Source organism: Vibrio sp. HI00D65 (assembly GCF_001635455.1).
GTDB lineage: Bacteria > Pseudomonadota > Gammaproteobacteria > Enterobacterales > Vibrionaceae > Vibrio.
Genome location: NZ_LWEH01000140.1, coordinates 44,011 through 66,793, shown reverse-complemented (window position 1 = coordinate 66,793; position 22,783 = coordinate 44,011). Strand labels below are relative to the sequence as shown.

Below are 22,783 nucleotides of genomic sequence, written 5' to 3'. Positions count from 1 at the left end.
ACGTACGGTCGACAATTCTGCTAACAATGGTCCGTATGATTTTATCATTCGGGCCATTTATTTTAGGGACATAAGAATATGAGCTACCAAGAAAAAAATACAATGCCATCGATTATGGACGCACTAGTTCCTATGGTGGTTGAACAGACTTCCCGTGGTGAACGTTCTTACGATATTTATTCTCGTCTATTAAAAGAACGAATCATTTTCTTAACAGGTCAAGTGGAAGACCACATGGCAAATCTTGTCGTGGCTCAACTGCTTTTCTTGGAATCTGAAAACCCAGACAAAGATATCTACCTTTACATCAACTCGCCGGGCGGTAGCGTAACAGCTGGTATGTCAATCTACGACACAATGCAGTTCATCAAGCCAAACGTGAGCACAGTATGTATGGGTCAAGCTTGTTCTATGGGCGCATTCTTACTAGCGGGTGGTACTCCAGGTAAGCGTCACGTGCTTCCAAACTCACGCGTAATGATTCACCAGCCACTTGGCGGCTTCCAAGGCCAAGCGTCTGATATTCAGATTCACGCGCAAGAGATCCTAACGATCAAACAAAAGCTAAACAAACTATTGGCAGAGCACACTGGTCAGCCTCTAGAAGTTGTTGAGCGTGATACAGATCGTGACAATTTCATGTCTGCTGATCAAGCAGTAGAATACGGTTTAGTGGATTCAGTTCTTAATCACCGCGGTCAATAATTGCAGGGCAATTGTTTGACGCAAAGTGATGCAAATTGATATACACTCAAACCATAGAGAGTAAAGGCTAAGAGGTTAGCGAATGACAGATAAAAGCAAAGAGGGTGGTAGCGGTAAACTGCTTTACTGCTCTTTCTGTGGCAAAAGCCAGCACGAAGTTCGCAAGTTAATCGCAGGTCCTTCTGTTTACATTTGTGATGAATGTGTCGATCTTTGTAACGACATTATTCGTGAAGAAATCAAAGATGTTCTTCCTAAGAAAGAATCTGAATCGCTGCCAACGCCGCGTGAGATTCGTGAGCACCTTGATGACTATGTAATCGGTCAAGAATACGCGAAAAAAGTGCTAGCAGTTGCAGTATATAACCACTACAAGCGTTTACGTAATGGTGATACGACAGCTGAAGGCGTAGAACTAGGTAAGAGTAACATTCTTCTTATCGGTCCTACCGGAAGTGGTAAAACGCTACTGGCTGAAACACTGGCTCGTTTCCTAGACGTTCCTTTCACAATGGCAGACGCAACTACACTAACCGAAGCGGGTTACGTGGGTGAAGATGTTGAAAACATCATCCAGAAGTTGCTTCAGAAATGTGATTACGACGTAGCGAAAGCGGAACGCGGCATTGTTTACATCGATGAAATCGACAAGATTTCTCGTAAAGCTGAAAACCCATCAATCACGCGTGACGTGTCTGGTGAAGGTGTACAGCAAGCTCTACTAAAACTTGTTGAAGGTACAGTTGCTTCTGTTCCACCACAAGGTGGTCGTAAGCATCCACAGCAAGAGTTCTTGCAAGTGGATACGTCTAAGATCCTATTTATCTGTGGTGGTGCATTTGCTGGCCTAGATAAAGTGATTGAACAACGTGTAGAAACAGGTTCTGGTATCGGCTTTGGCGCTGAAGTGCGTTCAAAAGATGAAACCAAAACGATTGGTGAACTGTTCACTCAAGTAGAACCTGAAGATCTAGTGAAGTATGGTCTAATCCCAGAATTCATTGGTCGTCTACCTGTTACGACCACATTGACAGAGCTTGATGAAGAAGCGCTAATCCAAATCCTTTGTGAGCCGAAGAATGCACTGACTAAACAGTACGCAGCATTATTTGAGCTAGAGGATACAGAGCTAGAGTTCCGCGAAGACGCGTTACGTGCGATCGCTAAGAAAGCGATGAGCCGTAAAACGGGCGCTCGTGGTCTACGTTCTATTTTGGAGGGTGTTTTACTAGAAACGATGTACGAACTGCCATCTTCAACTGATGTAAGCAAAGTTGTGATTGATGAGTCGGTAATCAATGGTGAGTCAGAGCCACTGTTGATTTACAGCAACTCAGACAATCAAGCTGCTGTTGCAGAGTAGGTCTTTTTTAGACAAGTCGCTCAAATTGAAAAAGGAGGTAAGCAATTACCTCCTTTTTTTTATTCTTCCATTGAATCCAGTCGTTTAAGCCCCATATACTGCTTTATAAGTTAAAGCGGAAGAGAGAAATATATGAACTTGGAACGTTCCGAGCGTATCGAAATCCCCGTGCTACCTCTACGTGATGTAGTGGTTTACCCACACATGGTTATTCCATTGTTTGTTGGTCGTGAAAAATCGATTACTTGCCTAGAGTCGGCTATGGAAGCTAACAAACAAGTACTACTTGTTGCGCAGAAAGAAGCGGATACTGATGAGCCTTCAATTGACGACCTATTTAAAGTAGGTACCGTCGCTACCATTCTTCAGTTACTTAAGCTCCCTGATGGTACGGTTAAAGTACTTGTTGAAGGTCAGCAACGTGCAAAAATTCACGAGTTCAAAGAGAGTGAATTTTTCCTAGCGGATGCCGAATACGTTGTTACCTCAGAACTTGACGAAAAAGAACAAGAAGTGGTTGTTCGCAGCGCGATCAATCAGTTCGAAGGCTTTATTAAGCTAAACAAAAAGATTCCACCAGAGGTTCTAACCTCACTGAATGGGATTGATGAAGCAGCTCGTCTTGCTGATACCATCGCAGCACACATGCCACTTAAACTAGTAGACAAACAGCACGTACTGGAGATTCTAGATGTGACTGAGCGTCTAGAGTTCCTGATGGGCCAAATGGAGTCAGAGATTGATATCCTGCAGGTTGAGAAACGCATCCGTGGCCGTGTTAAGAAGCAGATGGAAAAATCTCAGCGTGAGTACTACCTGAATGAGCAAATGAAAGCGATTCAGAAAGAACTTGGCGAGATGGACGACGCTCCAGACGAATTCGAGACTCTGAAGAAGAAGATCGAAGAGTCAAAAATGCCTCAAGAAGCTCGTGAAAAAACCGAGCAAGAGCTGCAAAAACTGAAAATGATGTCGCCAATGTCTGCTGAAGCAACAGTAGTACGTAGCTATATCGATTGGATGGTTGGCGTTCCTTGGGCTAAGCGCTCAAAAGTTAAGAAGAATCTAGCGAAAGCGGAAGAGATCTTAAACGAAGATCACTATGGCCTAGAGCGTGTTAAAGAACGTATTCTTGAGTACTTGGCGGTGCAGAACCGTATTAATAAACTGAAAGGTCCAATCCTTTGTCTTGTTGGTCCTCCAGGTGTGGGTAAGACGTCACTGGGGCGCTCTATCGCGGCTGCTACAGGTCGTAAGTACACACGTATGGCACTAGGTGGCGTCCGTGATGAGGCTGAGATTCGTGGTCACCGTCGTACCTACATCGGTTCTCTTCCGGGTAAATTAATCCAGAAGATGTCTAAAGTTGGCGTTAAGAACCCACTGTTCCTATTAGATGAAATCGACAAGATGTCTTCTGATATGCGTGGCGACCCATCTTCAGCACTACTAGAAGTACTAGACCCAGAGCAAAACAACGCGTTTAACGATCATTATCTAGAAGTAGATTACGATCTTTCAGACGTTATGTTCGTAGCAACTTCTAACTCGATGGACATTCCTGGCCCACTACTGGATCGTATGGAAGTGATTCGTCTGTCTGGTTACACAGAAGACGAAAAGTTAAACATCGCTAAGCGTCACCTTGTTGATAAGCAAGTGAAACGCAACGGTCTAAAGACAAACGAGATTACTATCGAAGATTCTGCAATCATCGGTATTATCCGTTACTACACACGTGAAGCAGGTGTACGTAGCCTAGAGCGTGAGATTTCTAAGATCTGCCGTAAAGCGGTTAAAAACATCCTGTTAGACAGCGACCTTAAGTCTGTGACTGTTACGATGGATAACCTAAAAGAGTACTTAGGTGTTCAGCGTCACGACTTCGGTAAAGCGGATGAGAGCAACCGTATTGGTCAAGTAACAGGCTTAGCTTGGACTCAAGTTGGTGGTGATCTGCTGACTATCGAAACTGAGGCAATGCCGGGTAAAGGTAAGCTAACGCAAACTGGTTCTCTTGGCGATGTGATGAAAGAGTCGATTCAAGCTGCGATGACCGTGGTTCGTTCTCGTGCTGAAAAACTAGGCATCAACTCAGATTTCTATGAGAAACGTGATATTCACGTTCACGTACCAGAAGGTGCAACACCGAAAGATGGCCCAAGTGCGGGTATCGCGATGTGTACTGCACTTGTCTCTAGCTTAACGGGGAATCCGGTGAAAGCTGAGGTTGGTATGACTGGTGAAATTACCCTTCGCGGTGAAGTTTTACCTATCGGTGGCTTGAAAGAAAAACTGCTTGCTGCGCACCGTGGTGGCATCAAAACAGTACTGATTCCGAAAGACAACGAGCGTGATTTGGAAGAGATTCCAGACAACGTAATCGCTGACTTGAAGGTGATCCCTGTCCAATGGATTGACGAAGTACTGAAAGTCGCGCTAGAACGAGATCCGTCAGGGGTCGAGTTTGACGTGAAAAAATAGTGATGCATAGCAAAAATAAGTAAAGAATTACGCTGATAGGCCCGAAAAGGCTTGTCAGCGTTTTTTTTGGACGCTAAGTTATTGATCAAAGCGGCAGCCCTTTTGCAATAAGGCTTGCGGCTAAATTAAAACCAAAATGGAACGTACAGTCATCGAGAAGTAGTCACAGATGACACATAGGGGAAAAACAGTGAATAAAACACAACTAGTAGAATCAATCGCAGAAAACGCAGACATCTCTAAAGCTTCAGCTGGCCGCGCTCTAGACGCATTCATCGAAGCTGTTGGTACAACGCTACAATCAGGCGATCAAGTTGCACTTGTTGGCTTTGGTACTTTCAGTGTTCGTACTCGTGCAGCTCGTACAGGTCGTAATCCAAAAACTGGTGAAGAGATCCAAATCGCAGAAGCTAAAGTACCTGGCTTCAAAGCGGGTAAAGCACTTAAAGACGCATGTAACTAATTCCTATTGCTGAAACCTCTATTTGAAAGAGGGGAAGGTAGTAAAATGCGTTTACTGTTTGAAAAATGATGTTTCATTCTTAAACAGTATATGTGCGAAGCACATTGAACTAATTTAAATTATGCGCATCCTACTGATGCGCATTTCTTTTTCTGATAATATCGCGTGAATAGATTTTTATTTTGAAGCCAATGCTTCATATCCGGAGAGCACTTAAATTATGATGGATCGATTACGCGAAGGCGTGAATAGCATCGCGGTAAAAATTATCCTTGGGTTGATTATCCTGTCATTCGTATTCGCAGGTGTAGGTAGCTACATCACCGGTGGCGGTAACAACGCAGCAGCTAAAGTTGGCAGTACAGAAATCGGTCGTGGTGAGTTCGAACAAGCTTACCAAAACGAACGTAATCGCATGCAATCTCAGCTTGGCGATTACTTTGCTCAAATGCTTGCAGACCCTGCATACGTAGAGTCTTTCCGTAAATCAGTACTTGATCGCATGATCAACGATGTTCTACTTGAGCAGCAAGCAGAGTCTCTAGGCCTACGAATCAGTGATTCTCAAATCCGTACTATGATTCTAGAAATGCCTCAGTTCCAAACTGCGGGTCAATTCGACCAAGAAGTTTACCAAGCAGCACTACGTCGTGCAGGGTTCAGCGCAGAAAGCTTCGCTGAATACATGCGTCGTGACCTAATGCGTAACCAGCTTGTCACTGCACTTCAAGGCAGTGAGTTTGTTCTTCAAGGCGAAATCGACACGCAAAGCAAGCTAATTGCACAAACTCGTGATATTCGTACAGTAACTCTTTCTGTTGCTGACCTTGCGAAAAACGTTGAGCTAACTGACGAGCAAATCGAACAGTACTACACTGAAAACCCTCTAGCGTACACTCGTCCAGAGCAAGCTAAAGTATCTTACATCGAACTTTCTGCTGAATCACTTAAGTCTCAGCTTGAAGTAAGCGACGAAGAAGCACAAAAATACTACCAAGAGCACTTAGACAAGTACTCAACGGCAGAGCAACGTAAAGTTAGTCACATTCTTGTTGAAGGCGACGATGAAGCGAAAGCGCAAGCAATCCTAGACGAGCTAAACGCAGGCGCTGATTTTGCTACGCTAGCGGAAGAGAAATCTGACGACTTCGGCAGTGCGGATGTTGGCGGTGACCTAGGTTGGATCGAACGTGATGTTATGGACCCAGCATTCGAAGACGCAGCTTTCGCACTTCAGAATGTAGGTGATACTACTGGCTTGGTTAAGTCTGATTTCGGCTTCCACATCATTAAGTTAGACGAACTAAAAGCGCCTGAATCTCAGCCATACGCAGAAGTAGCAGCGGAGATTAAGCAAGAACTTCTAGACCAACACGCAGTAGACCAGTTCTACGAAATGCAAACTGAGCTAGAAAAAGTAGCGTTTGAATTTCCTGATTCACTAGATGATTCTGCAGAGGCTATTAACGCTAAGATCACAACAACTGATTTTATCTCTCAAGTAGATGCACCTGAAGTGTTGAAGACGCCTGCAGTAATGCAAGCTATCTTGAGCCCTGAAGTGAAAGAAGATGGCCTAAACTCTGAAGTTATCGAAGTCGCTCCTGAGCACGTAATCGTTGTACGTGTTGAAGAGACTCGTGATGAGACTGTTCTTCCTCTTGAAGAAGTGAAAGATCAAGTTGTAGCTGCGCTATCTGCTGTTAAAGCGGAAGAGCAAGCTGTTGAGCTAGGTGTTTCGCTTGTTAACGACCTAAAAGCTGGTAACGAAGCAGTGCTAGCTGAAAATAACCTTGACTTCACAGAACTTGAGACAATTGACCGCAACTCTCCACTAGCTGCGTCTGTATTCGCTCTAGCGAAGCCAGAAGAAGGCAAAGTGGTATTCGGCCAGTCTAAAGACCAAAACGGCAATATCGTTGTTGTAGAGCTATCTAAAGTAACGGCTGAAATTAACCCTGCATATAGCACTCAAATTGGTGCTCAGTTAGAGCGTGTTGGTAACCAGCAAGATCTGACTAACGTATTAAACGTACTACGCAAAAACGCAGACGTTGAATACTACGTTGTAGGCCAAGGTCAATAATCATCAATTGTGTCGCTAGTCGAGCTCTCAAGCAGATTTGTGAGCCAACAAGCAAGCTGATGAAAATAAGATGTAGAACAAAGCGGGTTACTTAGGTGGCCCGCTTTATTTTTATCTAGCGATCATGTTATCTCTTGATACAAACGCATAAGTTACCTTTTTTCACAAAGGAATAGATTATGCGCACTCTATATTCAACACTACTTCTTTCATTTTTGATTTTCTTAAGCCCTACCGTATTTGCAGACAGACCAACCAAAGCTGAACTCTACGAAGGTATTGAGATTACAGTAAACATTAATACTGCGACCGCAGAAGAGCTATCAGCGTTACTGGTAGGCGTGGGCGATAAGAAAGCCAAAGATATTGTCGACTACAGAACTGAGCACGGCGCGTTTGCGAGTGCTGATGACTTGGCGAGTGTGAAAGGGATTGGAGAAGCAACGGTTGAAAAGAATCGCGAAAGGATACAGCTTTAGTTCGCTTTTTTACTCATTAAAAATGAAATGATTGCCATGGAGCCGCCTGCCAGTGCACCTGCTAGGTGGGCTTCAATTGCTACTCTCGCGTTGATCAGTTCACCAGTCGTACTAGAAGGACCAACAAGCTGCTCCCAAGCGATTTTAGCGACTAACCCTAATACCAAAAGCCAACTCGATTTCCTGCCGTTTAGCGTCTCTCTAAGCGCGAATAAGCCAAACAATCCATGCAGTGTTCCCGATAAGCCTACGTAAATCTGAATGCTTGAAAGTAATAGAGCTAACCCTGTAACTAAGCTAATTACAGCTAAAGCCGAGGTAAGTTGTTTTCGTGTGGGTTGGAACAGATAGCTGATGATCCATAAGCCCGCTAGATTCATTAGCAGGTGTGAGTAGTTGGTATGTGAAAAGTTTCCTGTTAGGATCCGCCACCATTGTCCATCGACAATCGCACTTTTATCCCAAACTACCCAAGTCTGCACTGGCTCTAGTTGGAATATGACGCATAAAAGTGAAGTGAAAATTAAAACAGGGTACACATTACATCCATGTCTCGTTATTGCCCCCAATGCAGCAAGGCTTTGAGAGCTTGTATTTGTCAGTGGGTTACACCACTAGAGTCGAACGTTGAGCTTATCATTCTTCAGCACCCATCAGAAGAGCATCGTCCGATGGGAACCGCGCGTATCCTCTCGTTATCTTTAAAAAACAGTGTGACGATTGTCGGAGAAGATTTTTCAGACAATGAACGACTGAATGCATTGCTGGCTGATGAGCAATATCAGCACGTGATTTTGTACCCGAGTGAACACTCTGTGCCTGTCGAGTCTTTAACACGCCTTGATAAAAAGCTGCGTGTGATTCTACTCGATGGCACTTGGAAAAAGGCATTCAAGATGTGGCAAGTGTCTAGCAACTTGCATGCGCTAAGCACGGTCCACCTGCCAAAAGATCTCAAAGGTAATTACCGAATCCGTAAAGCGCCAAGCGAAAATAGCTTGTCGACGGTAGAGGCTGGGTACCATTTGCTGAACTTATTAGAAGGTGACCGAGATTTCAGCCCGCTGCTAACGGCATTTGACCAAATGATTCAGTTTCAAATCAATCAAATGCCGCCAGGCGTATTTGAGAAAAACTACTTAGCGTAATCTCACTAATACTTGTCTAAGTACGGCGAGTAAGCCTAGAACTCAGTATGTGCTGAAAACAGCTGTTGGTGTATCTTCTGAGCAAGGTCGTCGGTCATTGATGAGATGTAATCGGTAATCACGCGCATCTTTCTGGATTCATCTTGATGTTGTAGCCATTGTTTCCTGATTGGCAGTGGCAACAGGCGTTCAGGGTCCGCGCTGAAGGCTTCAAACATATCCATGATGATCTGCTGACCTTTGTACTCAATAACTTGAACCTGCGGCACTTGAATCACAAATTCGCTGACGAAGTGCTTCAGTTTGTCTAGGGTGGCATCCATGCTTGGTTCCAATACGGCATTGTAGGCAAGCAGTGCGTTATCAAAACTTTCATTGACGGGCTTAATCGAGATACTCGTCAGCAGCGCGTTTACAATCCCACCAATGGCATCTTTTCTGCGGTACTGCTCGCCAGAAAACAACATTTCTGTAATGGAGTCTAGGTGCTCACAAATCCATGGATCAGCCATCTCTTTTAACTGCGGATAAGCAGATTCAACCCACTGCGCTTTAGTCACTGAACCAAGCACAATCGCATCTTCCAGATCATGCACGCCATAGGCGATGTCGTCCGCAAGTTCCATGATGGAACAGTCGAGTGACTTGTACTTCGTCTTGTTGTGTTCAAGTGGCTCTGTGTGTGATTTTCTTTTCTGTTTGAGAAGTTGTTGATCGTTAGCAGAAAGCGGCTCAAGTACCCAGTTAAAGAGTGTTTCGTCATGATCATAGATACCTTTCGCGGGCATCCAATCTTTAGCTCGGAGCTGTCGCTGGTGCTTAACGGGTTCAGGCTGCTCTTTTGCCTCAACTTCACTGAGTAGTGAAGGGTATTTGATCAGCCCTAATAGCGTACGTCGAGATAGATTCATCCCATGATGCTCAGTATAAGGCTCTAGTTGTGTGACAATGCGAAACGTTTGGGCATTGCCTTCAAAGCCACCGTGTTCGCGCATCATGTAGTTAAGTGCGACTTCACCACCATGTCCATAAGGTGGGTGGCCGATGTCGTGAGCTAGGCATAAAGAATCAATTAGGCTATCTGAAGGCAGAATGTCTCGAAACTCAGGTTGCTTTTTCTTGAGCTGCGCAACAATGCCAGTGCCAAGCTGCGCCGCTTCTAGCGAGTGAGTCAAGCGCGTGCGGTGAAAATCATTAACTGTTGTGCCGTGCACTTGAGTTTTTGCTTGTAGTCGACGAAAAGCGGCAGAGTGAAGCACGCGTGCTCGGTCGCGCTGATAAGGGCTACGGTGATCATCACGTCTTATTTTGTGTTCATCATCATTTCTGTGTTGCCACTCTTGTTCGAGTGCAAAAGAAGGTTCGAGTTGAGAATTCAAAATATCACCTATCAAATCAATTTTATTTAACTATCTACAGGCAACTTATACCCAGCTAGCTTATCTCGTCTAGTGATAATTCAAAGCTTGGGGCAAAGGTGGTGAGAAAGTAGTTCATTTCAGGGCTTTTGCGCTGTTCGAGAGTCTCTTCTAGCCGACGTTTAGCTTGTTCATACTCATGGTTGCCAGCACTGAGCTCTTCTAGACATTTAAGATAAGCACAGATAGTGTCGGCTTGTTTTACGATGTTCTGCTCTTCTTTACTGGCGGTGCCGGAGATTAAGAAGGGGACGAAGTCGTCTTGAAGTTCTTCTGGCAGCATCGAAAGCAGCCTTTGCTCTGCAGCAGCTTCTATCTTCTTATATTCTTGAGCGATTTCTGGGTTATAGTATTTGACGGGGGTAGGTAGATCCCCAGTTAGTACTTCGCTGGTGTCATGGTACATCCCCATTAGGGCAATGTGTTCTGGGTTAAGTTTGCCATCAAACTTTTTGTTTTTGATAAGTGCCAAGGCATGGGCAACGAATGCGACCTGTAGGCTATGTTCCGAGATATTCTCGCTGGAGACGGAGCGCATCAGAGGCCAGCGCTGGATAAGTTTCATACGTGCGAGATGGGCGAAGAAATGGCTCTGTTTCATAAGTGTCCTTTCTAAAGAGTGCTCCACTCGTACCTTGTGTTTGCTACAAACAGTACGAGACAGCGGATACAAAAAAGGCTCCTAAACTGGAGCCTTTAAAGCATAGAAGTGAATGAATACAAGTTAAAGTCTTTTAAAACAGCAAACTGTAGCCACCTTTCTTTGTGCTTATTAACCTTCGATGAGGTCGTCTTGATTGTAAGTCTGCAAGAAGCGCTCTAGGCGACCAATTGCTGCTTCAAGGTCTTCAATGTGTGGCAAAGTCACAATACGGAAGTGGTCTGGTTTAGGCCAGTTGAAGCCAGTGCCTTGTACTAATAGTACCTTTTCTTGCTTTAGGAAATCGAGTACGAACTTCTGATCGTCTTTGATGTTGTACATCTCGGTGTCGATTTTTGGGAACAGGTACATCGCGCCCTTTGGTTTCACACAAGAAACACCTGGGATCTTATTAATCAGTTCCCATGCTCGGTCACGTTGCTCAAGTAGGCGGCCGCCAGGCAGGATCAGTTCATTGATACTTTGATAGCCACCTAGTGCCGTTTGGATTGCGTGCTGCATTGGTACGTTGGCACACAAACGCATCGAGGCAAGCATTTCAAGNCCTTCAACATAGCCCTTGGCTAAATGTTTGGGGCCCGTTAGGAACATCCACCCGCCACGGAAACCACAAACACGGTAAGCTTTAGATAGGCCGTTGAATGTTACCATCAGTACGTCTTCAGCAAGCGTTGCAACAGAGGTATGTACAGCACCGTCGTAAAGGACTTTGTCGTAAATCTCATCAGCGAAGATGATTAGGCCGTGTTCACGTGCAATCTCAACAACTTGAAGTAGGAAATCACGACTGTAAACCGCACCTGTAGGGTTGTTCGGGTTGATAAGAACGATGCCGCGAGTCTTTGGAGAGATCTTTGCACGCATGTCATCCAGATCTGGATACCAGTCTGCATCTTCATCACACATGTAGTGAACCGGAGTACCACCAGAAAGTGCCACTGATGCTGTCCATAGTGGATAGTCTGGAGCGGGAACTAAGATTTCATCACCATTATCCAGTAGCGCTTGCATAGACATAACGATAAGCTCTGAAGCACCGTTACCAATGTAAACGTCTTCTACGTCAAGATTGCGTAGGCCTTTTTTTTGGTAGTGTTGAACAACCGCTTTACGGGCTGAATAGATACCTTTTGAGTCGCAGTAACCTTGAGATGTCGGCAGGTTACGGATTACGTCAACAAGGATTTCATCAGGGGCGTCAAAACCAAATGGGGCGGGGTTACCAATGTTAAGCTTTAGTATTTTATGCCCTTCTTCTTCCATGCGCTTAGCATGTTTGAGTACAGGCCCCCTGATTTCGTAGCATACGCTGTTGAGTTTTGACGACATCCCGATATTTTGCATTGCCGATTTCCTGAAATTAATTTAAATACTTTATTAAAGTACCGCAAAATGACGTTTGATAGAATAAAAATCTGATGAATGTCGCATTTCAGTGTCACGTTTGGTCTTTTTGTTGTCACCCTTCTCTAAGTTTTAATTCATCGCTTTTATGGTTATTGTCTAGAATGATAGGGGGGCTCGCTTAAAGTCACAGGAATTTTGAAAAGATATCGGACATTCTTGATCTAAGTGGGTGCTACACATAAATTATCAAACTAATATAATAAGAATTTAGATGTGAACGAGGTCGATTTGTCACATTTCCAGCAAACTATCTCAGCTTTGATTGAGCGAGCACAAAATGCCCAAGCAAGCGAAGTTCGTTGTGTTGAAGCTCTCACGCAAAAACCATCGTTTGCATTTATCGAATGGCTTCATGCTCAACCGCTCTTTCCTAAGTTCTACTGGCAGTCACGCGACACTCGTGAAGAGGTGGTTGCGCTTGGTCAGTTGCACACATTTTCAGATCCAGCACCCGCGTATGCGATTCTTGGTGAAGACCAACGAATTTGGGGTGGGCGTTCATTTGACGGTCACACTGAAAAAAATCGTCGTTGCATGGAGTCTTTCTTCTTTCTTCCTCAGATAGAATTGCTCCGCTTTGACGACACTTGGTCGCTGGCCGTTAATTTATCGTCCGATCGCGTTGCGTCGATTAATGCTCTGAATAAGCTGGCTGTTGATGCTGCGATATTGGCTCCATTGTCTGCTCATATTGAACAGATCAACCACGTTCCAGAAAGAGAGCAGTGGGGTGGTTTGGTTGAGAAGGTGCTTAAAGGCATCAGTGACGAAGAATATAAGAAAGTGGTTTTGGCACGTAAAACGACGCTAAAGCTTGACGCGCCTATTTGTGCTGCTCAACTACTCAAAGCGAGTTATCTGCAAAATCACCACAGCTTCCACTTTATGTTGGTACTGGATTCAAAACACAGCTTTATTGGTTCGACGCCCGAGCGCCTATATAGCCGATATGGCACCGAGCTCGATACAGAGGCGCTGGCTGGGACTATTGGTCGTGGAGAGAACGCGACTGAGGATATGGAGCTAGCCAATTGGCTTTCTCAAGACACTAAAAACCTCAATGAGAACCAATATGTGGTCGATGATATCATTGAGCGTCTCACGCCTCATTCACGATCCGTGCACGTAGAGAAAGAAGCGCGCCTTGTTCGTTTGCGTAAGGTGCAGCATCTAAAACGCAATATTCACGCGCAGCTTAATAACGGCGTGAATGGCGTTCACTTACTTGCCGCTTTACAACCTACCGCAGCAGTAGCAGGTTTACCGCGTAAAGAAGCAATGGACTTCATCCTGGAACATGAACCGTTTGCTAGAGGCTGGTATGCCGGTTCTGTCGGTTATATCAGTCATCAACGAGCGGAATTCTGTGTGGCGATTCGAAGTGCATTGATTGTAAACGATCAAGTACAGCTGTTTGCAGGCGCGGGGATCGTGCCCGGATCGGTAGCAGAGCACGAGTGGCAAGAACTGAATAAGAAGATGTCGACCTTACTGAGCTTAATCTCTGATCACCCACCACTGGGTGTGGCATCATGAGTCACGACCAAGCGGTATTAAACAGAGTTTGGTGTAACACATTACTTGAAGAGCTTGTCCGCGGCGGTGTTGAACATGTTTGCATCGCGCCAGGCTCTCGTTCAACACCACTAACACTCGAAGCTGAAGCCAACTCTAAGCTCACTTTACATACGCACTTTGATGAGCGCGGGCTTGGCTTTCTTGCTCTAGGTTTAGCAAAAGCCAGTAACAAGTCAGTTGCGGTGATTGTTACGTCCGGTACTGCCGTAGCTAACCTCCTACCAGCGACCGCTGAGTCTGGATTAACGCGAGAAAAGCTAATCTTACTGACCTCCGATCGGCCAATCGAGTTAGTCGACTGTGGTGCAAACCAAGCAATTCAACAGCAAGGGATCTTTTCGTCTCACGTTGAAACGTCACTAAACCTTCCAAGCCCGTCGACACGAGTTTCTTTGAACTGGCTGCTGACATCGCTTGATCACGCACTGGCGAAACAACGCAGTGTTGGTGGTGCCATTCACATCAACTGTCCGTTCCCAGAGCCTCTTTATTCAGCCAATAGCGCTGAGATGTATGCGGATTATACAAAGAGCGTGGCAGCTTGGAGAGCTTCAACCAGCCTTTACTCGAACACGTATTTGCCAAGCTATTTAAACGCTCAGCCTGTTTCAGCAAGTGATTATGTCGTTCGTAAAGGCGCGGTGATTATTGGTTCTATCGAGAATGAAACTGCAATTAAAGCCAAGCAGTTTGCGTTAGCCTTGGGCTGGCCAGTTTTCTGTGACCCTCAATCGGGTGTCAGCAGTGACTGGAAACACTATGATTTATGGATGCAAAGTGACGCAGCCAAAGCACAGATTAGCCAGTGTGACTTTATTATCCAGTTTGGTGAGCGCATCGTTTCTAAGCGCCTTAACCAATGGGTAAAAGGGCAAGCTGACACATTTTGTTCATCGCAGTACATCGTTGTTTCACCAGATGCGCATCGTATTAATCAAGATCATCTGCCTCAAACTCACATCGTCGCTGATATCGAATATTGGTTATCAGAGCAGCATTTACCGACGCTCTTGGGAGAACATGCCGACTGGGCGGCACCTTTGGCTGAAGTCGCGAACACAGTTCAACAATTGGCATTGGCACAAATCTCTAATAATGATCAACTTACAGAGTTGAGCGTCGCCGTTGACTTGTCGTCTAGACTTAAGGGCAGAGAGTTATTTGTGGGAAATAGCTTGATGGTGAGGTTGGTGGATATGTTGTCATCAATATCTGCGACTCAGGTTTACAGTAACCGTGGTGCCTCGGGTATTGATGGCTTGGTGGCAACGGCAGCGGGCGTGATAAAAGCCAACCAGACCCCTTTGATGATGCTGATTGGCGACACCTCTTTGTTGTATGACCTCAATTCGCTAGCGTTACTCACTCATAGCACAACGCCAATGGTTATTGTGGTCACCAATAATGATGGTGGGGCGATCTTTGATTTATTGCCGATACCTGAGCAACAAAAACAGTCGCTTTATCAGATGCCTCATGGCTTCAGCTTTAAACATGTTGCCGCGCAGTTCAAGCTCGATTATGCCGCGCCTGAAACTCTAAACTGTTATCAAACGCTCATCGAAAAACATTTCGAACAAGGTCAGGGTACTTTGCTCGTGGAAGTTAAGACGCCTCCCGAACAAGCGTCTACTTTGCTGAAGCAATTCAGCTCAATGCTCACCGAGGCATTAGCCTAAGGACTTTACATGCTTTACTCCAATTACTACCCAGCTGCACAAGTACCTTCTGACAAACCTTTACTTGTTTTTTTACATGGTTTACTCGGAAGCGGGGATGATTGGAGTGCATGTCACCCCTTTCTCGAAGATTTTCCTCGTCTTTGCATAGATTTACCTGGACACGGACAAAGCCGTTTTATCGATCCAGTAGGCTTTGAACACTGCTGCACCAAGGTCGTTCAGTGCATCACTTCTCAGCTGGATGAGAACGATCTTCCTGCAGATTATCCTATCGTGGTGATTGGCTACTCAATGGGAGGAAGGCTCGCCATGTATGGGGTGACAAGCCCGTGTTTTGAAACACTTAACCTTGAAAAAGTCATCATCGAAGGTGGTAACTTTGGCTTGGAGTGTGACGAAGAAAGAGCACAAAGGTTAGTGCATGATACGCAATGGGCCGTGCGCTTTGCACAGCAGTCGATAGAGGATGTTTTAGACGATTGGTACCAACAAAGCGTCTTTTCTTCACTAAATCATGAGCAAAGACAAACTTTGGTCATAAAGCGTAGTGGTAACCTTGGAGTATCCGTAGCAAATATGTTGTTATCTACTTCGTTAGCGAAGCAACCTGATTTACGTGCTACATTGAAATCTCATGAGCATCTTTTGCACTATGTATGTGGTGAAAAAGATCGTAAATTTATGGAGCTAGCTGAGAATAGTGGCTTTGAATATAGTCAGGTCGATTACGCTGGTCATAATGTTCATTTTGAACAACCAGAGATGTTTTCAAACTTGATTATCCAATGTATCGCCAGTCGTTGATGAACTGACTGAACGTGTCTCTCGTATCAAGCGCTATGACAAGCAGAGCAACACCGTCGCGACTCCCCGCTAGTCGCGCTCTCTAATAGAACAATGGGAATCACCATGGCTAAAACAGTAGGCATCACAGAAGAAGAACTTTACGCAGCCGTTAACTGGCGCGATGAAAGCAGTCAATATGAAGATATTCAATACCACAAGTCTGATGATGGTATTGCGAAAATCACGATTGCTCGCCCTCAAGTGCACAATGCGTTTCGTCCACAAACCGTAAAAGAGATGATCAATGCACTGGCTGATGCTCGTTATGACGAGAAAGTTGGCGTAATCATTCTAACGGGTCTTGGCGAAAAGGCGTTCTGTTCTGGTGGTGACCAAAGTATTCGTGGTGACTACGGCGGTTACAAAGATGATTCAGGTACTCATCACCTGAACGTGCTTGATTTCCAACGCCAAATCCGTACTTGTCCTAAGCCAGTAATCGCAGCTGTATCGGGGTGGGCTGTAGGTGGTGGTCACGTGCTTCATATGATGGCTGACCTTACTATTGCAGCAGATAACGCTCAATTTGGTCAGACTGGCCCTAAAGTGGGTTCGTTCGACGGCGGTTGGGGCGCTTCTTACATGGCTCGTATCGTTGGTCAGAAGAAAGCGCGCGAAATCTGGTTCCTATGCCGTTTCTACGACGCTAAAGAAGCATTAGATATGGGCTTAGTAAACACGGTTGTGCCTGTCGCTGACCTAGAAAAAGAAACCGTTCGTTGGTGTCGTGAAGTTCTGCAACACAGCCCAATGGCTCTACGTTGTCTAAAAGCAGCGCTGAATGCCGACTGTGATGGCCAAGCTGGTCTGCAAGAGCTTGCAGGTAATGCAACCATGATGTTCTACATGACAGAGGAAGGCCAAGAAGGCCGTAATGCGTTTAACGAGAAACGTCGACCTGATTTCGACAAATTTCCGCGTAACCCATAGTTTTATCCTCTTCAGAATGAGTCGCTAAATAGCGGCTCGTTTTGTTTTAATGTTCCCGTTTTTTAGGAAACCTTATGAATTCAATGAATTCCCAGCGTCACGCTAAACTGTATCGTTATCAACTACCTATGGATAGTGGCGTGGTGCTGCGTGATAATAAGTTGAACGAACGTGTTGGCTACATTATCCATCTTGGGTGTGATGGGCAGTCTGGTTTTGGCGAAATCGCACCTTTGCCGGGCTTTAGCCAAGAAGATGCAGAGCAAGCCGGTATTCAGTTACAAAACGAGCTAGAGCTTTGGAGTCATAACAAACCTAACACCCCATTCGATGAGCTTTGTCCGTCAGTGGCGTTCGGTTTTTCAATGGCGTTGATGGAACTTCAAGGCGAACTCAATGCGGAAGGCAACTACCAAGCTGCGCCTCTATGTACGGGTGATCCAGATGAACTGATCCCAGTGCTCAATGAGATGGAAGGTGAGAAGGTCGCTAAAGTCAAAGTTGGTCTTTACGAAGCGATCCGTGATGGCATGCTAGTTAGCTTATTCCTAGAGTCGATTCCTGATTTAACGCTAAGACTTGATGCTAACCGGGCGTGGAAGCCTGAAAAAGCGAAGCAGTTCATTAAATACATTTCGCCGTCACTGCGTCAGCGCATTAGCTTTATTGAAGAGCCTTGCCAAAAGCCAGAAGATAGCTTGGCCTTTGCCATCGACCATGGCGTAGCAATCGCTTGGGACGAAACACTGCAAGAGGCGGTGCGCAACCCTGAGTTTGATTTAAGTGATTTAACTGGCGTTAAAGCTGTGGTAATTAAACCAACCTTAATCGGCTCGGTAGAGCGTTGTGTGGCAATCATTGAGCGCGCACAGCAACTTGGTATTAAGCCTGTTCTAAGCTCAAGTATTGAGTCGAGCCTGGGCCTAACTCAGATTGCGCGATTGGCACAGCAGTACTTGCCTAATGAAGTGCCGGGGCTTGATACGATTGGTTTGTATCAACAACAGCTAGAAGTGCCTTGGCCAGGTTGCCAACTTCCTGTTGCGACGCTTGAACAGCAGCAACTAATTTGGTCTTCATAGGCCCATTGTTCGGTTGGCTTAATCAGTTTTCAATCTTTAACTTGGTTATCTTATGATGCGCCCACAATCTAACCATCGCCCGCTCTGGGTACAGTGGGCGCAGCAGAACCCACATCAAATAGCATTCGTTACTCCCAACTGCGCTTATACTTGGCTGCAAGTTGTGGCGTTAGTGAGTGATTACCAACAACAGCTATCAGAACAAGGCCTCTCTGAAGGCAATGTGTTGACCATTGTTGGTAGGAACCGAGCCGAAGTGATTCCCGTTTATCTTGCGGCACTTAATTTAGGCGTGCTTTGTGCGTTCACCATGCCTCAACCTGTAGCTCGCTTAATGCAAAAGCTTGAATCGCTTTACAGGCCGTCGGATAGACGTTATTTATGGTTGCTAGAGAGCAGTGGTTTAAATCAATCAAACCTTGCCGAACCAAACACTCAGTTACTTACATTGCCTTGTTTGAGTGACTTGAATGTTGATGACAAACCAGCAGCAACGCCAGAACTTTCCTGTTTCAGTCCTCAAAACCTCGTGAGTATCGTATTTACTTCGGGTTCTACCGGAAACCCTAAAGCGGTAGCTCACACACTTGAGCAGCACTTATGTTCTGCTGCCGGGCTAATGGATGCTTTCCAATTTAAATGCAGTGATACTTGGCTGCTGAGTTTACCAATGTACCATGTGTCGGGGCTGGCGATTGTTCATCGTTGGCTCGTTGCTGGTGGCTGTATAAAAATGGGTATTGGTCCGCTTGAATCCGATATTAAGGGCTGTAGTCATGCTTCGTTGGTTGCTACTCAGCTACATAGGTTGTTAAAGAGTAAGCAAGCATTTACTTTAACTCATGTGCTGTTAGGTGGTAGCCACATTCCAGAAGCGCTTGGCCTTGAAGCTCTGCAAATGGGTATTGAGACTTGGCTTGGTTATGGCATGACGGAAGCTGCCTCAACGGTGACAGCAAAGCCTGTTGATGCGAGCAGCACTGCCGGTTTTGTGCTGAATCATCGCCAATTAAAAATTGAAAACCAACGTATCTATATTGGAGGTTATACCCTCGCTTCTGGTTACTACTATCAAGGTACTTTAACCCCATTAATGGATGAGAATGGCTGGTTTGATAGTAAAGATCTTGGGCAATGGAATGGCGAGCAAGTGTCGATTATTGGCAGAGCTGATAATCAGTTTATTTCTGGTGGTGAGAATATTCACTGTGAAGAAATTGAGCGAGCACTCAGTCAACTTCCTGAGATTAAGCAAGCCTTTATCATACCCGTAGAAGATAGCGAGTTCGGCTTTAGACCTGTTGCGGTTATCGATTGTGATGAAATGCCACCCAAAGCGTGGTTTGCCGAACAGCTACAAGGAAGCCTAGAGCGATTTAAGTTCCCCATAGACTACTACCGTATGCCAGAGCAAGAACAATTAGGCATCAAGGTATCGAGAGTAGGATTAGCGAAGTGGTTGCAAGAGGTTCGTTCCAAATAAAACGAAGCGCAATACACGGTGACTAGTCGTAATTGCGCTTCAGGGGGTGTGATGGTGGTGAAGCCAACACAAATTTTTATTGTTTTATCTTGTCATCAAAGGTATCGCGTTAAGCTATAGCCTTCTTCATTTGTTCCGCGACCTTATCCACTTTTCCTAAGCCAATGATTACTTGCAGTCCACCTTTACCCACCGGAACCACACCAGCTGCTCCTAGTTTCTTCAGTTTGTCACTGTCGGCGATTGATGAATCTTTTACCGTTAGGCGTAGGCGAGTGATACAGTTATCAACTTCAAGGATATTGTCTGCACCGCCAATGGCTTCAATGTAGTTGTTAGTTAGGTTCACGAGTTCTTCAGGAGAAGTAGTCTCGCCTTCAGCTTCCATTTTTTCACCACGACCTGGGGTGCGTAGGTTGAATTTGATGATAGCGAAGCGAAAGATGCAGTAGTACAGCACGAAGAACACAACACCTTGAACTAATAGCATATACCAGTTTACTGCTAGTGGGTTTTGGCTAGACAATACTAGGTCAACAAATCCAGCTGAGAATCCGAAGCCTGCCATCCATTTCATGCTTGCCGCAATGTAAAGTGATAGACCTGTCAGCATAGCATGTAGTAGGAACAGTACCGGAGCAAGGAACATGAAGCTGAACTCTAGCGGCTCAGTGATACCTGTGAAGAATGAAGCCATAGCTGCCGCAAGCATGATAGCGAATACTTGGTTCTTATTTTTGGCATCAGAGCAGTGGTACATAGCCAATGCTGCTGCTGGTAGACCAAACATCATGATTGGGAAGAAGCCCGCTTGATACATGCCTGTTTTACCTGGGATGCCAGTGCCGTTAGCGATAGATTGTGCGCCGCCCAAGAAGTTTGGAATGTCGTTAATACCAACAACGTCGAACCAGAATACTGGGTATAGTGCGTGGTGCATACCTATGGATAGAAACAAGCGGTTGAAGAAACCAAATAGACCCGCACCAACCGCGCCCATGCTTTCCAGTTTGATACCTAGCACAATAAGTGCGTCGTAAACTGCAGGCCAGATGTAGAGAAGAGCAAATGAAAGCGCCATTCCTGCAACCGAAGTTAGGATAGGAGCTAAGCGTTTACCACTGAAGAATGCGAGAGCTTGCGGCAGCTCAACGGTTGAGTAGCGGTTGTAGATCTCAGCTGAGATGATACCTACGATGATACCGACAAACTGATTGCTGATTTTTCCAAAAGCGGCTGGCACTTCAGTTGTCTCGACATTGAGCAACTGTGCGACTGAGCCTGGGTTTAGCAAAGTGGTTACGACAAGGAACATCACGAAACCAGATAGTGCAGCAGAGCCATTTTTGTCTCGGCTTAAGCCAAATGCAACACCGACGGCAAAGAGAACGGCCATATTATCAATGATCGCACTACCCGATTTTATCAAAAATGCGGCCAAAACACTTTCCGAACCCCACCCAACAGGATCCAACCAGTAGCCAATACCCATAAGGATTGCCGCAGCTGGCAGTGTGGCTACGGGAACCATCAATGCTTTACCTACTTTTTGCATATACCCCAGTATATTCATACGTGCCCCTAAAATTTTGAAATTAATTATTTTAATGTTTATGCTCACCAGTATTTGCAACTAAATATTGATCAATACAATATTTTAAGTAACAGCAGCTATTAGAAACTTATTTCTTAGTGCAAACAAACGAAACGGGTAGTACTATGGATTAAAATTTTTAATGAGTTGGCGTTATGGCAAACTATCAGTCTTTACTTAGAAATCTACATACCTTTAATGTCGCTGCAGAGAAAATGAGCTTTACGCTGGCTTCTAAAAAGCTTCATTTAACACAAGGAGCAGTGAGTCATCGCATTAAAGTGTTAGAAGGCGAGCTTGGCTTTAACTTGTTTGTGCGAGGTACGCGTAAGCTTGAGTTGACCGAAGAGGGGCAGCGCTTTCAACGAACCTTGTCTAAGTCTTTAAGCTCGATTTTTGGTGAGATTGAAGATATCACTAACACCGATCTCTATGGGCAGATCAATATTGGCACTAGCCCAGCATTTGCTAGTAGCTGGTTGTTGCCTAGGCTTGCAGACTTTAAGAAAAGATACCCTAAATTTAATCTAAATATCTTTTCACAAGAGGAACAAGACTTTCACCAAAATCGCCTTGATATAGCGATCTATTACGGCGGTGAAGATCTTAAAGACATGCACCGGCAACGCCTGTTTGGTGAGAAGTACATTCCGGTTTGTACACCTAGTTATGCCGCAGAAAACAAAATCTTTGATGATGCTTTGGATTCGCTTCATAGGATTAACTTTATTCATGCGTTAGGTTCCGATGTTTGGCAGCGCTGGATTGAGCACAATAACCTGGATGTAAACCTGTTCGAGCAGTTTTATTGTGTGAGTCACCGAGATATGGGCGTTAAGAGTGCCCTATGCAGCATTGGTGTTGCGATGGGGCGCTATCACTTCGTGAAGCAATACATTGAGACGGGAGAGCTGATCACGCCTTACCCAAGTATGGAGACAGATAAAGGGTATGATCTCATTTGTCCGCTAGGTACCGAGAAGCGGCCTAAAGTCAGAACTTTTATCAAGTGGTTAGAAGGGCAGTTAAACTAGGTTAGTTAATTTAGCAATTAGATAGTTCAAAACAGAATTTATTATCTTTATAACCAACCATCATAATAAGCCATATAAATAACGGATTATGAAATAAGGCCTTATTATGAAAATTGCTCTCATCATTGCAGTGCTACTGCAGATAGGCCAAGCCATCACATCGTCAGGGCTGACGCGTTCGTTAGCTGAACTTACTGCATTTGTGTTAGTTGTGGTATTGGTTTTGATGAAAAGAGAGAGCAAGAAGAGTGATAAGCCCCTGTTTGAATAGTGATTTGGTCGAAATGTATCAAAAACGATAAAGCCAAAGCCCATGGTGAGCTTTGCATTTTTGTTTCCT

The 22,783-nt window shown here is 45.1% G+C and carries 20 protein-coding genes; 15 read left to right on the top strand and 5 right to left on the bottom strand.

Going from position 1 to position 22,783, the window contains the following annotated elements:
• Positions 1-78: 78 nt before the first annotated feature.
• The 6 genes from clpP (at position 79) to A3712_RS11725 (ending at position 7,580) form a co-directional block, all read left to right on the top strand.
• A complete protein-coding gene (gene clpP / locus A3712_RS11750; protein WP_004736080.1) occupies positions 79-705 on the top strand; it encodes an ATP-dependent Clp endopeptidase proteolytic subunit ClpP in 627 nt (208 codons plus the stop codon).
• A gap of 82 nt (positions 706-787) precedes the next feature.
• Positions 788-2,068: an ATP-dependent protease ATP-binding subunit ClpX gene (clpX, locus tag A3712_RS11745; protein WP_008220631.1), complete on the top strand. Its 1,281-nt coding sequence runs from the start codon at positions 788-790 to the stop codon at positions 2,066-2,068.
• Positions 2,069-2,200: 132 nt separating this feature from the next.
• On the top strand, positions 2,201-4,552 hold the full coding sequence (gene lon / locus A3712_RS11740; protein WP_063523570.1) for an endopeptidase La: 2,352 nt from the start codon (positions 2,201-2,203) through the stop codon (positions 4,550-4,552).
• A 169-nt stretch (positions 4,553-4,721) separates the two neighbouring features.
• Positions 4,722-5,015, top strand: a complete 294-nt coding sequence (locus A3712_RS11735) for an HU family DNA-binding protein (protein ID WP_012604504.1) — start codon at positions 4,722-4,724, stop codon at positions 5,013-5,015.
• A 220-nt stretch (positions 5,016-5,235) separates the two neighbouring features.
• A complete protein-coding gene (ppiD, locus tag A3712_RS11730; protein ID WP_063523569.1) occupies positions 5,236-7,101 on the top strand; it encodes a peptidylprolyl isomerase in 1,866 nt (621 codons plus the stop codon).
• A gap of 179 nt (positions 7,102-7,280) precedes the next feature.
• Positions 7,281-7,580, top strand: coding sequence for a ComEA family DNA-binding protein (locus tag A3712_RS11725; protein WP_063523568.1), 300 nt, complete (start codon positions 7,281-7,283; stop codon positions 7,578-7,580).
• Here A3712_RS11725 and rrtA read toward each other — a convergent pair.
• Entirely contained in the window at positions 7,577-8,119 is a 543-nt protein-coding gene (gene rrtA / locus A3712_RS11720; RefSeq protein WP_063523567.1) for a rhombosortase, read from the bottom strand. The genes A3712_RS11725 and rrtA overlap by 4 nt on opposite strands.
• Before the next feature lie 9 nt (positions 8,120-8,128).
• On the opposite strand from rrtA, the gene A3712_RS11715 reads away from it, so the two are divergent.
• A complete protein-coding gene (locus tag A3712_RS11715; protein ID WP_063523566.1) occupies positions 8,129-8,728 on the top strand; it encodes a tRNA-uridine aminocarboxypropyltransferase in 600 nt (199 codons plus the stop codon).
• Between the two features lie 35 nt (positions 8,729-8,763).
• Here A3712_RS11715 and A3712_RS11710 read toward each other — a convergent pair whose 3' ends face one another.
• From A3712_RS11710 to A3712_RS11700, 3 genes are all read right to left on the bottom strand, one after another.
• Positions 8,764-10,107 carry an anti-phage deoxyguanosine triphosphatase gene (locus tag A3712_RS11710; protein WP_063523565.1) on the bottom strand — a complete coding sequence of 448 codons (1,344 nt, stop codon included), beginning with the start codon at positions 10,105-10,107 and terminating at the stop codon, positions 8,764-8,766.
• A 55-nt stretch (positions 10,108-10,162) separates the two neighbouring features.
• Complete coding sequence (gene yfbR / locus A3712_RS11705; protein WP_063523564.1) at positions 10,163-10,747, bottom strand: 5'-deoxynucleotidase; 585 nt, start codon at positions 10,745-10,747, stop codon at positions 10,163-10,165.
• Positions 10,748-10,918: 171 nt separating this feature from the next.
• The gene (locus A3712_RS11700) at positions 10,919-12,151 is read right to left on the bottom strand and encodes a pyridoxal phosphate-dependent aminotransferase (RefSeq protein ID WP_063523563.1); all 1,233 of its coding nucleotides are present in this window, start codon (positions 12,149-12,151) and stop codon (positions 10,919-10,921) included.
• Between the two features lie 291 nt (positions 12,152-12,442).
• On the opposite strand from A3712_RS11700, the gene A3712_RS11695 reads away from it, so the two are divergent.
• The 6 genes from A3712_RS11695 to menE all read left to right on the top strand — a co-directional run bounded on the left by A3712_RS11695 (position 12,443) and on the right by menE (position 19,815).
• Complete coding sequence (locus A3712_RS11695; RefSeq protein WP_063523655.1) at positions 12,443-13,750, top strand: isochorismate synthase; 1,308 nt, start codon at positions 12,443-12,445, stop codon at positions 13,748-13,750.
• On the top strand, positions 13,747-15,471 hold the full coding sequence (gene menD / locus A3712_RS11690; RefSeq protein ID WP_063523562.1) for a 2-succinyl-5-enolpyruvyl-6-hydroxy-3-cyclohexene-1-carboxylic-acid synthase: 1,725 nt from the start codon (positions 13,747-13,749) through the stop codon (positions 15,469-15,471). The genes A3712_RS11695 and menD overlap by 4 nt, the downstream gene beginning before the upstream one ends.
• Positions 15,472-15,480: 9 nt before the next feature.
• The gene (gene menH, locus A3712_RS11685; protein WP_063523561.1) at positions 15,481-16,278 is read left to right on the top strand and encodes a 2-succinyl-6-hydroxy-2,4-cyclohexadiene-1-carboxylate synthase; all 798 of its coding nucleotides are present in this window, start codon (positions 15,481-15,483) and stop codon (positions 16,276-16,278) included.
• A 105-nt stretch (positions 16,279-16,383) separates the two neighbouring features.
• A complete protein-coding gene (menB, locus tag A3712_RS11680) occupies positions 16,384-17,250 on the top strand; it encodes a 1,4-dihydroxy-2-naphthoyl-CoA synthase (protein ID WP_063523560.1) in 867 nt (288 codons plus the stop codon).
• A 74-nt stretch (positions 17,251-17,324) separates the two neighbouring features.
• Positions 17,325-18,332, top strand: a complete 1,008-nt coding sequence (gene menC, locus A3712_RS11675) for an o-succinylbenzoate synthase (protein ID WP_063523559.1) — start codon at positions 17,325-17,327, stop codon at positions 18,330-18,332.
• Between the two features lie 52 nt (positions 18,333-18,384).
• The gene (menE, locus tag A3712_RS11670) at positions 18,385-19,815 is read left to right on the top strand and encodes an o-succinylbenzoate--CoA ligase (RefSeq protein ID WP_063523558.1); all 1,431 of its coding nucleotides are present in this window, start codon (positions 18,385-18,387) and stop codon (positions 19,813-19,815) included.
• Between the two features lie 109 nt (positions 19,816-19,924).
• On the opposite strand, the gene nagE is transcribed toward menE, so the two are convergent.
• On the bottom strand, positions 19,925-21,370 hold the full coding sequence (gene nagE / locus A3712_RS11665; protein WP_197465818.1) for an N-acetylglucosamine-specific PTS transporter subunit IIBC: 1,446 nt from the start codon (positions 21,368-21,370) through the stop codon (positions 19,925-19,927).
• A 194-nt stretch (positions 21,371-21,564) separates the two neighbouring features.
• Between nagE and A3712_RS11660 the strand changes: the two genes are divergently transcribed.
• Positions 21,565-22,443, top strand: coding sequence for a LysR substrate-binding domain-containing protein (locus A3712_RS11660; protein ID WP_063523556.1), 879 nt, complete (start codon positions 21,565-21,567; stop codon positions 22,441-22,443).
• Between the two features lie 106 nt (positions 22,444-22,549).
• Positions 22,550-22,714, top strand: coding sequence for a hypothetical protein (locus tag A3712_RS27785; RefSeq protein ID WP_008220662.1), 165 nt, complete (start codon positions 22,550-22,552; stop codon positions 22,712-22,714).
• Positions 22,715-22,783: the final 69 nt, after the last annotated feature.

Excerpts from the sequence above, each read along its gene's own strand:
- clpP (WP_004736080.1), top strand. The coding sequence starts at position 79 with ATGAGCTACCAAGAAAAAAATACAATGCCATCGATTATGGACGCACTA.
- clpX (WP_008220631.1), top strand. The coding sequence starts at position 788 with ATGACAGATAAAAGCAAAGAGGGTGGTAGCGGTAAACTGCTTTACTGC.
- lon (WP_063523570.1), top strand. The coding sequence starts at position 2,201 with ATGAACTTGGAACGTTCCGAGCGTATCGAAATCCCCGTGCTACCTCTA.
- A3712_RS11735 (WP_012604504.1), top strand. The coding sequence starts at position 4,722 with ATGACACATAGGGGAAAAACAGTGAATAAAACACAACTAGTAGAATCA.
- ppiD (WP_063523569.1), top strand. The coding sequence starts at position 5,236 with ATGATGGATCGATTACGCGAAGGCGTGAATAGCATCGCGGTAAAAATT.
- A3712_RS11725 (WP_063523568.1), top strand. The coding sequence starts at position 7,281 with ATGCGCACTCTATATTCAACACTACTTCTTTCATTTTTGATTTTCTTA.
- A3712_RS11715 (WP_063523566.1), top strand. The coding sequence starts at position 8,129 with ATGTCTCGTTATTGCCCCCAATGCAGCAAGGCTTTGAGAGCTTGTATT.
- yfbR (WP_063523564.1), bottom strand. The coding sequence starts at position 10,747 with ATGAAACAGAGCCATTTCTTCGCCCATCTCGCACGTATGAAACTTATC.
- menD (WP_063523562.1), top strand. The coding sequence starts at position 13,747 with ATGAGTCACGACCAAGCGGTATTAAACAGAGTTTGGTGTAACACATTA.
- menH (WP_063523561.1), top strand. The coding sequence starts at position 15,481 with ATGCTTTACTCCAATTACTACCCAGCTGCACAAGTACCTTCTGACAAA.
- menB (WP_063523560.1), top strand. The coding sequence starts at position 16,384 with ATGGCTAAAACAGTAGGCATCACAGAAGAAGAACTTTACGCAGCCGTT.
- menC (WP_063523559.1), top strand. The coding sequence starts at position 17,325 with ATGAATTCAATGAATTCCCAGCGTCACGCTAAACTGTATCGTTATCAA.
- menE (WP_063523558.1), top strand. The coding sequence starts at position 18,385 with ATGATGCGCCCACAATCTAACCATCGCCCGCTCTGGGTACAGTGGGCG.
- nagE (WP_197465818.1), bottom strand. The coding sequence starts at position 21,370 with ATGCAAAAAGTAGGTAAAGCATTGATGGTTCCCGTAGCCACACTGCCA.
- A3712_RS11660 (WP_063523556.1), top strand. The coding sequence starts at position 21,565 with ATGGCAAACTATCAGTCTTTACTTAGAAATCTACATACCTTTAATGTC.
- A3712_RS27785 (WP_008220662.1), top strand. The coding sequence starts at position 22,550 with ATGAAAATTGCTCTCATCATTGCAGTGCTACTGCAGATAGGCCAAGCC.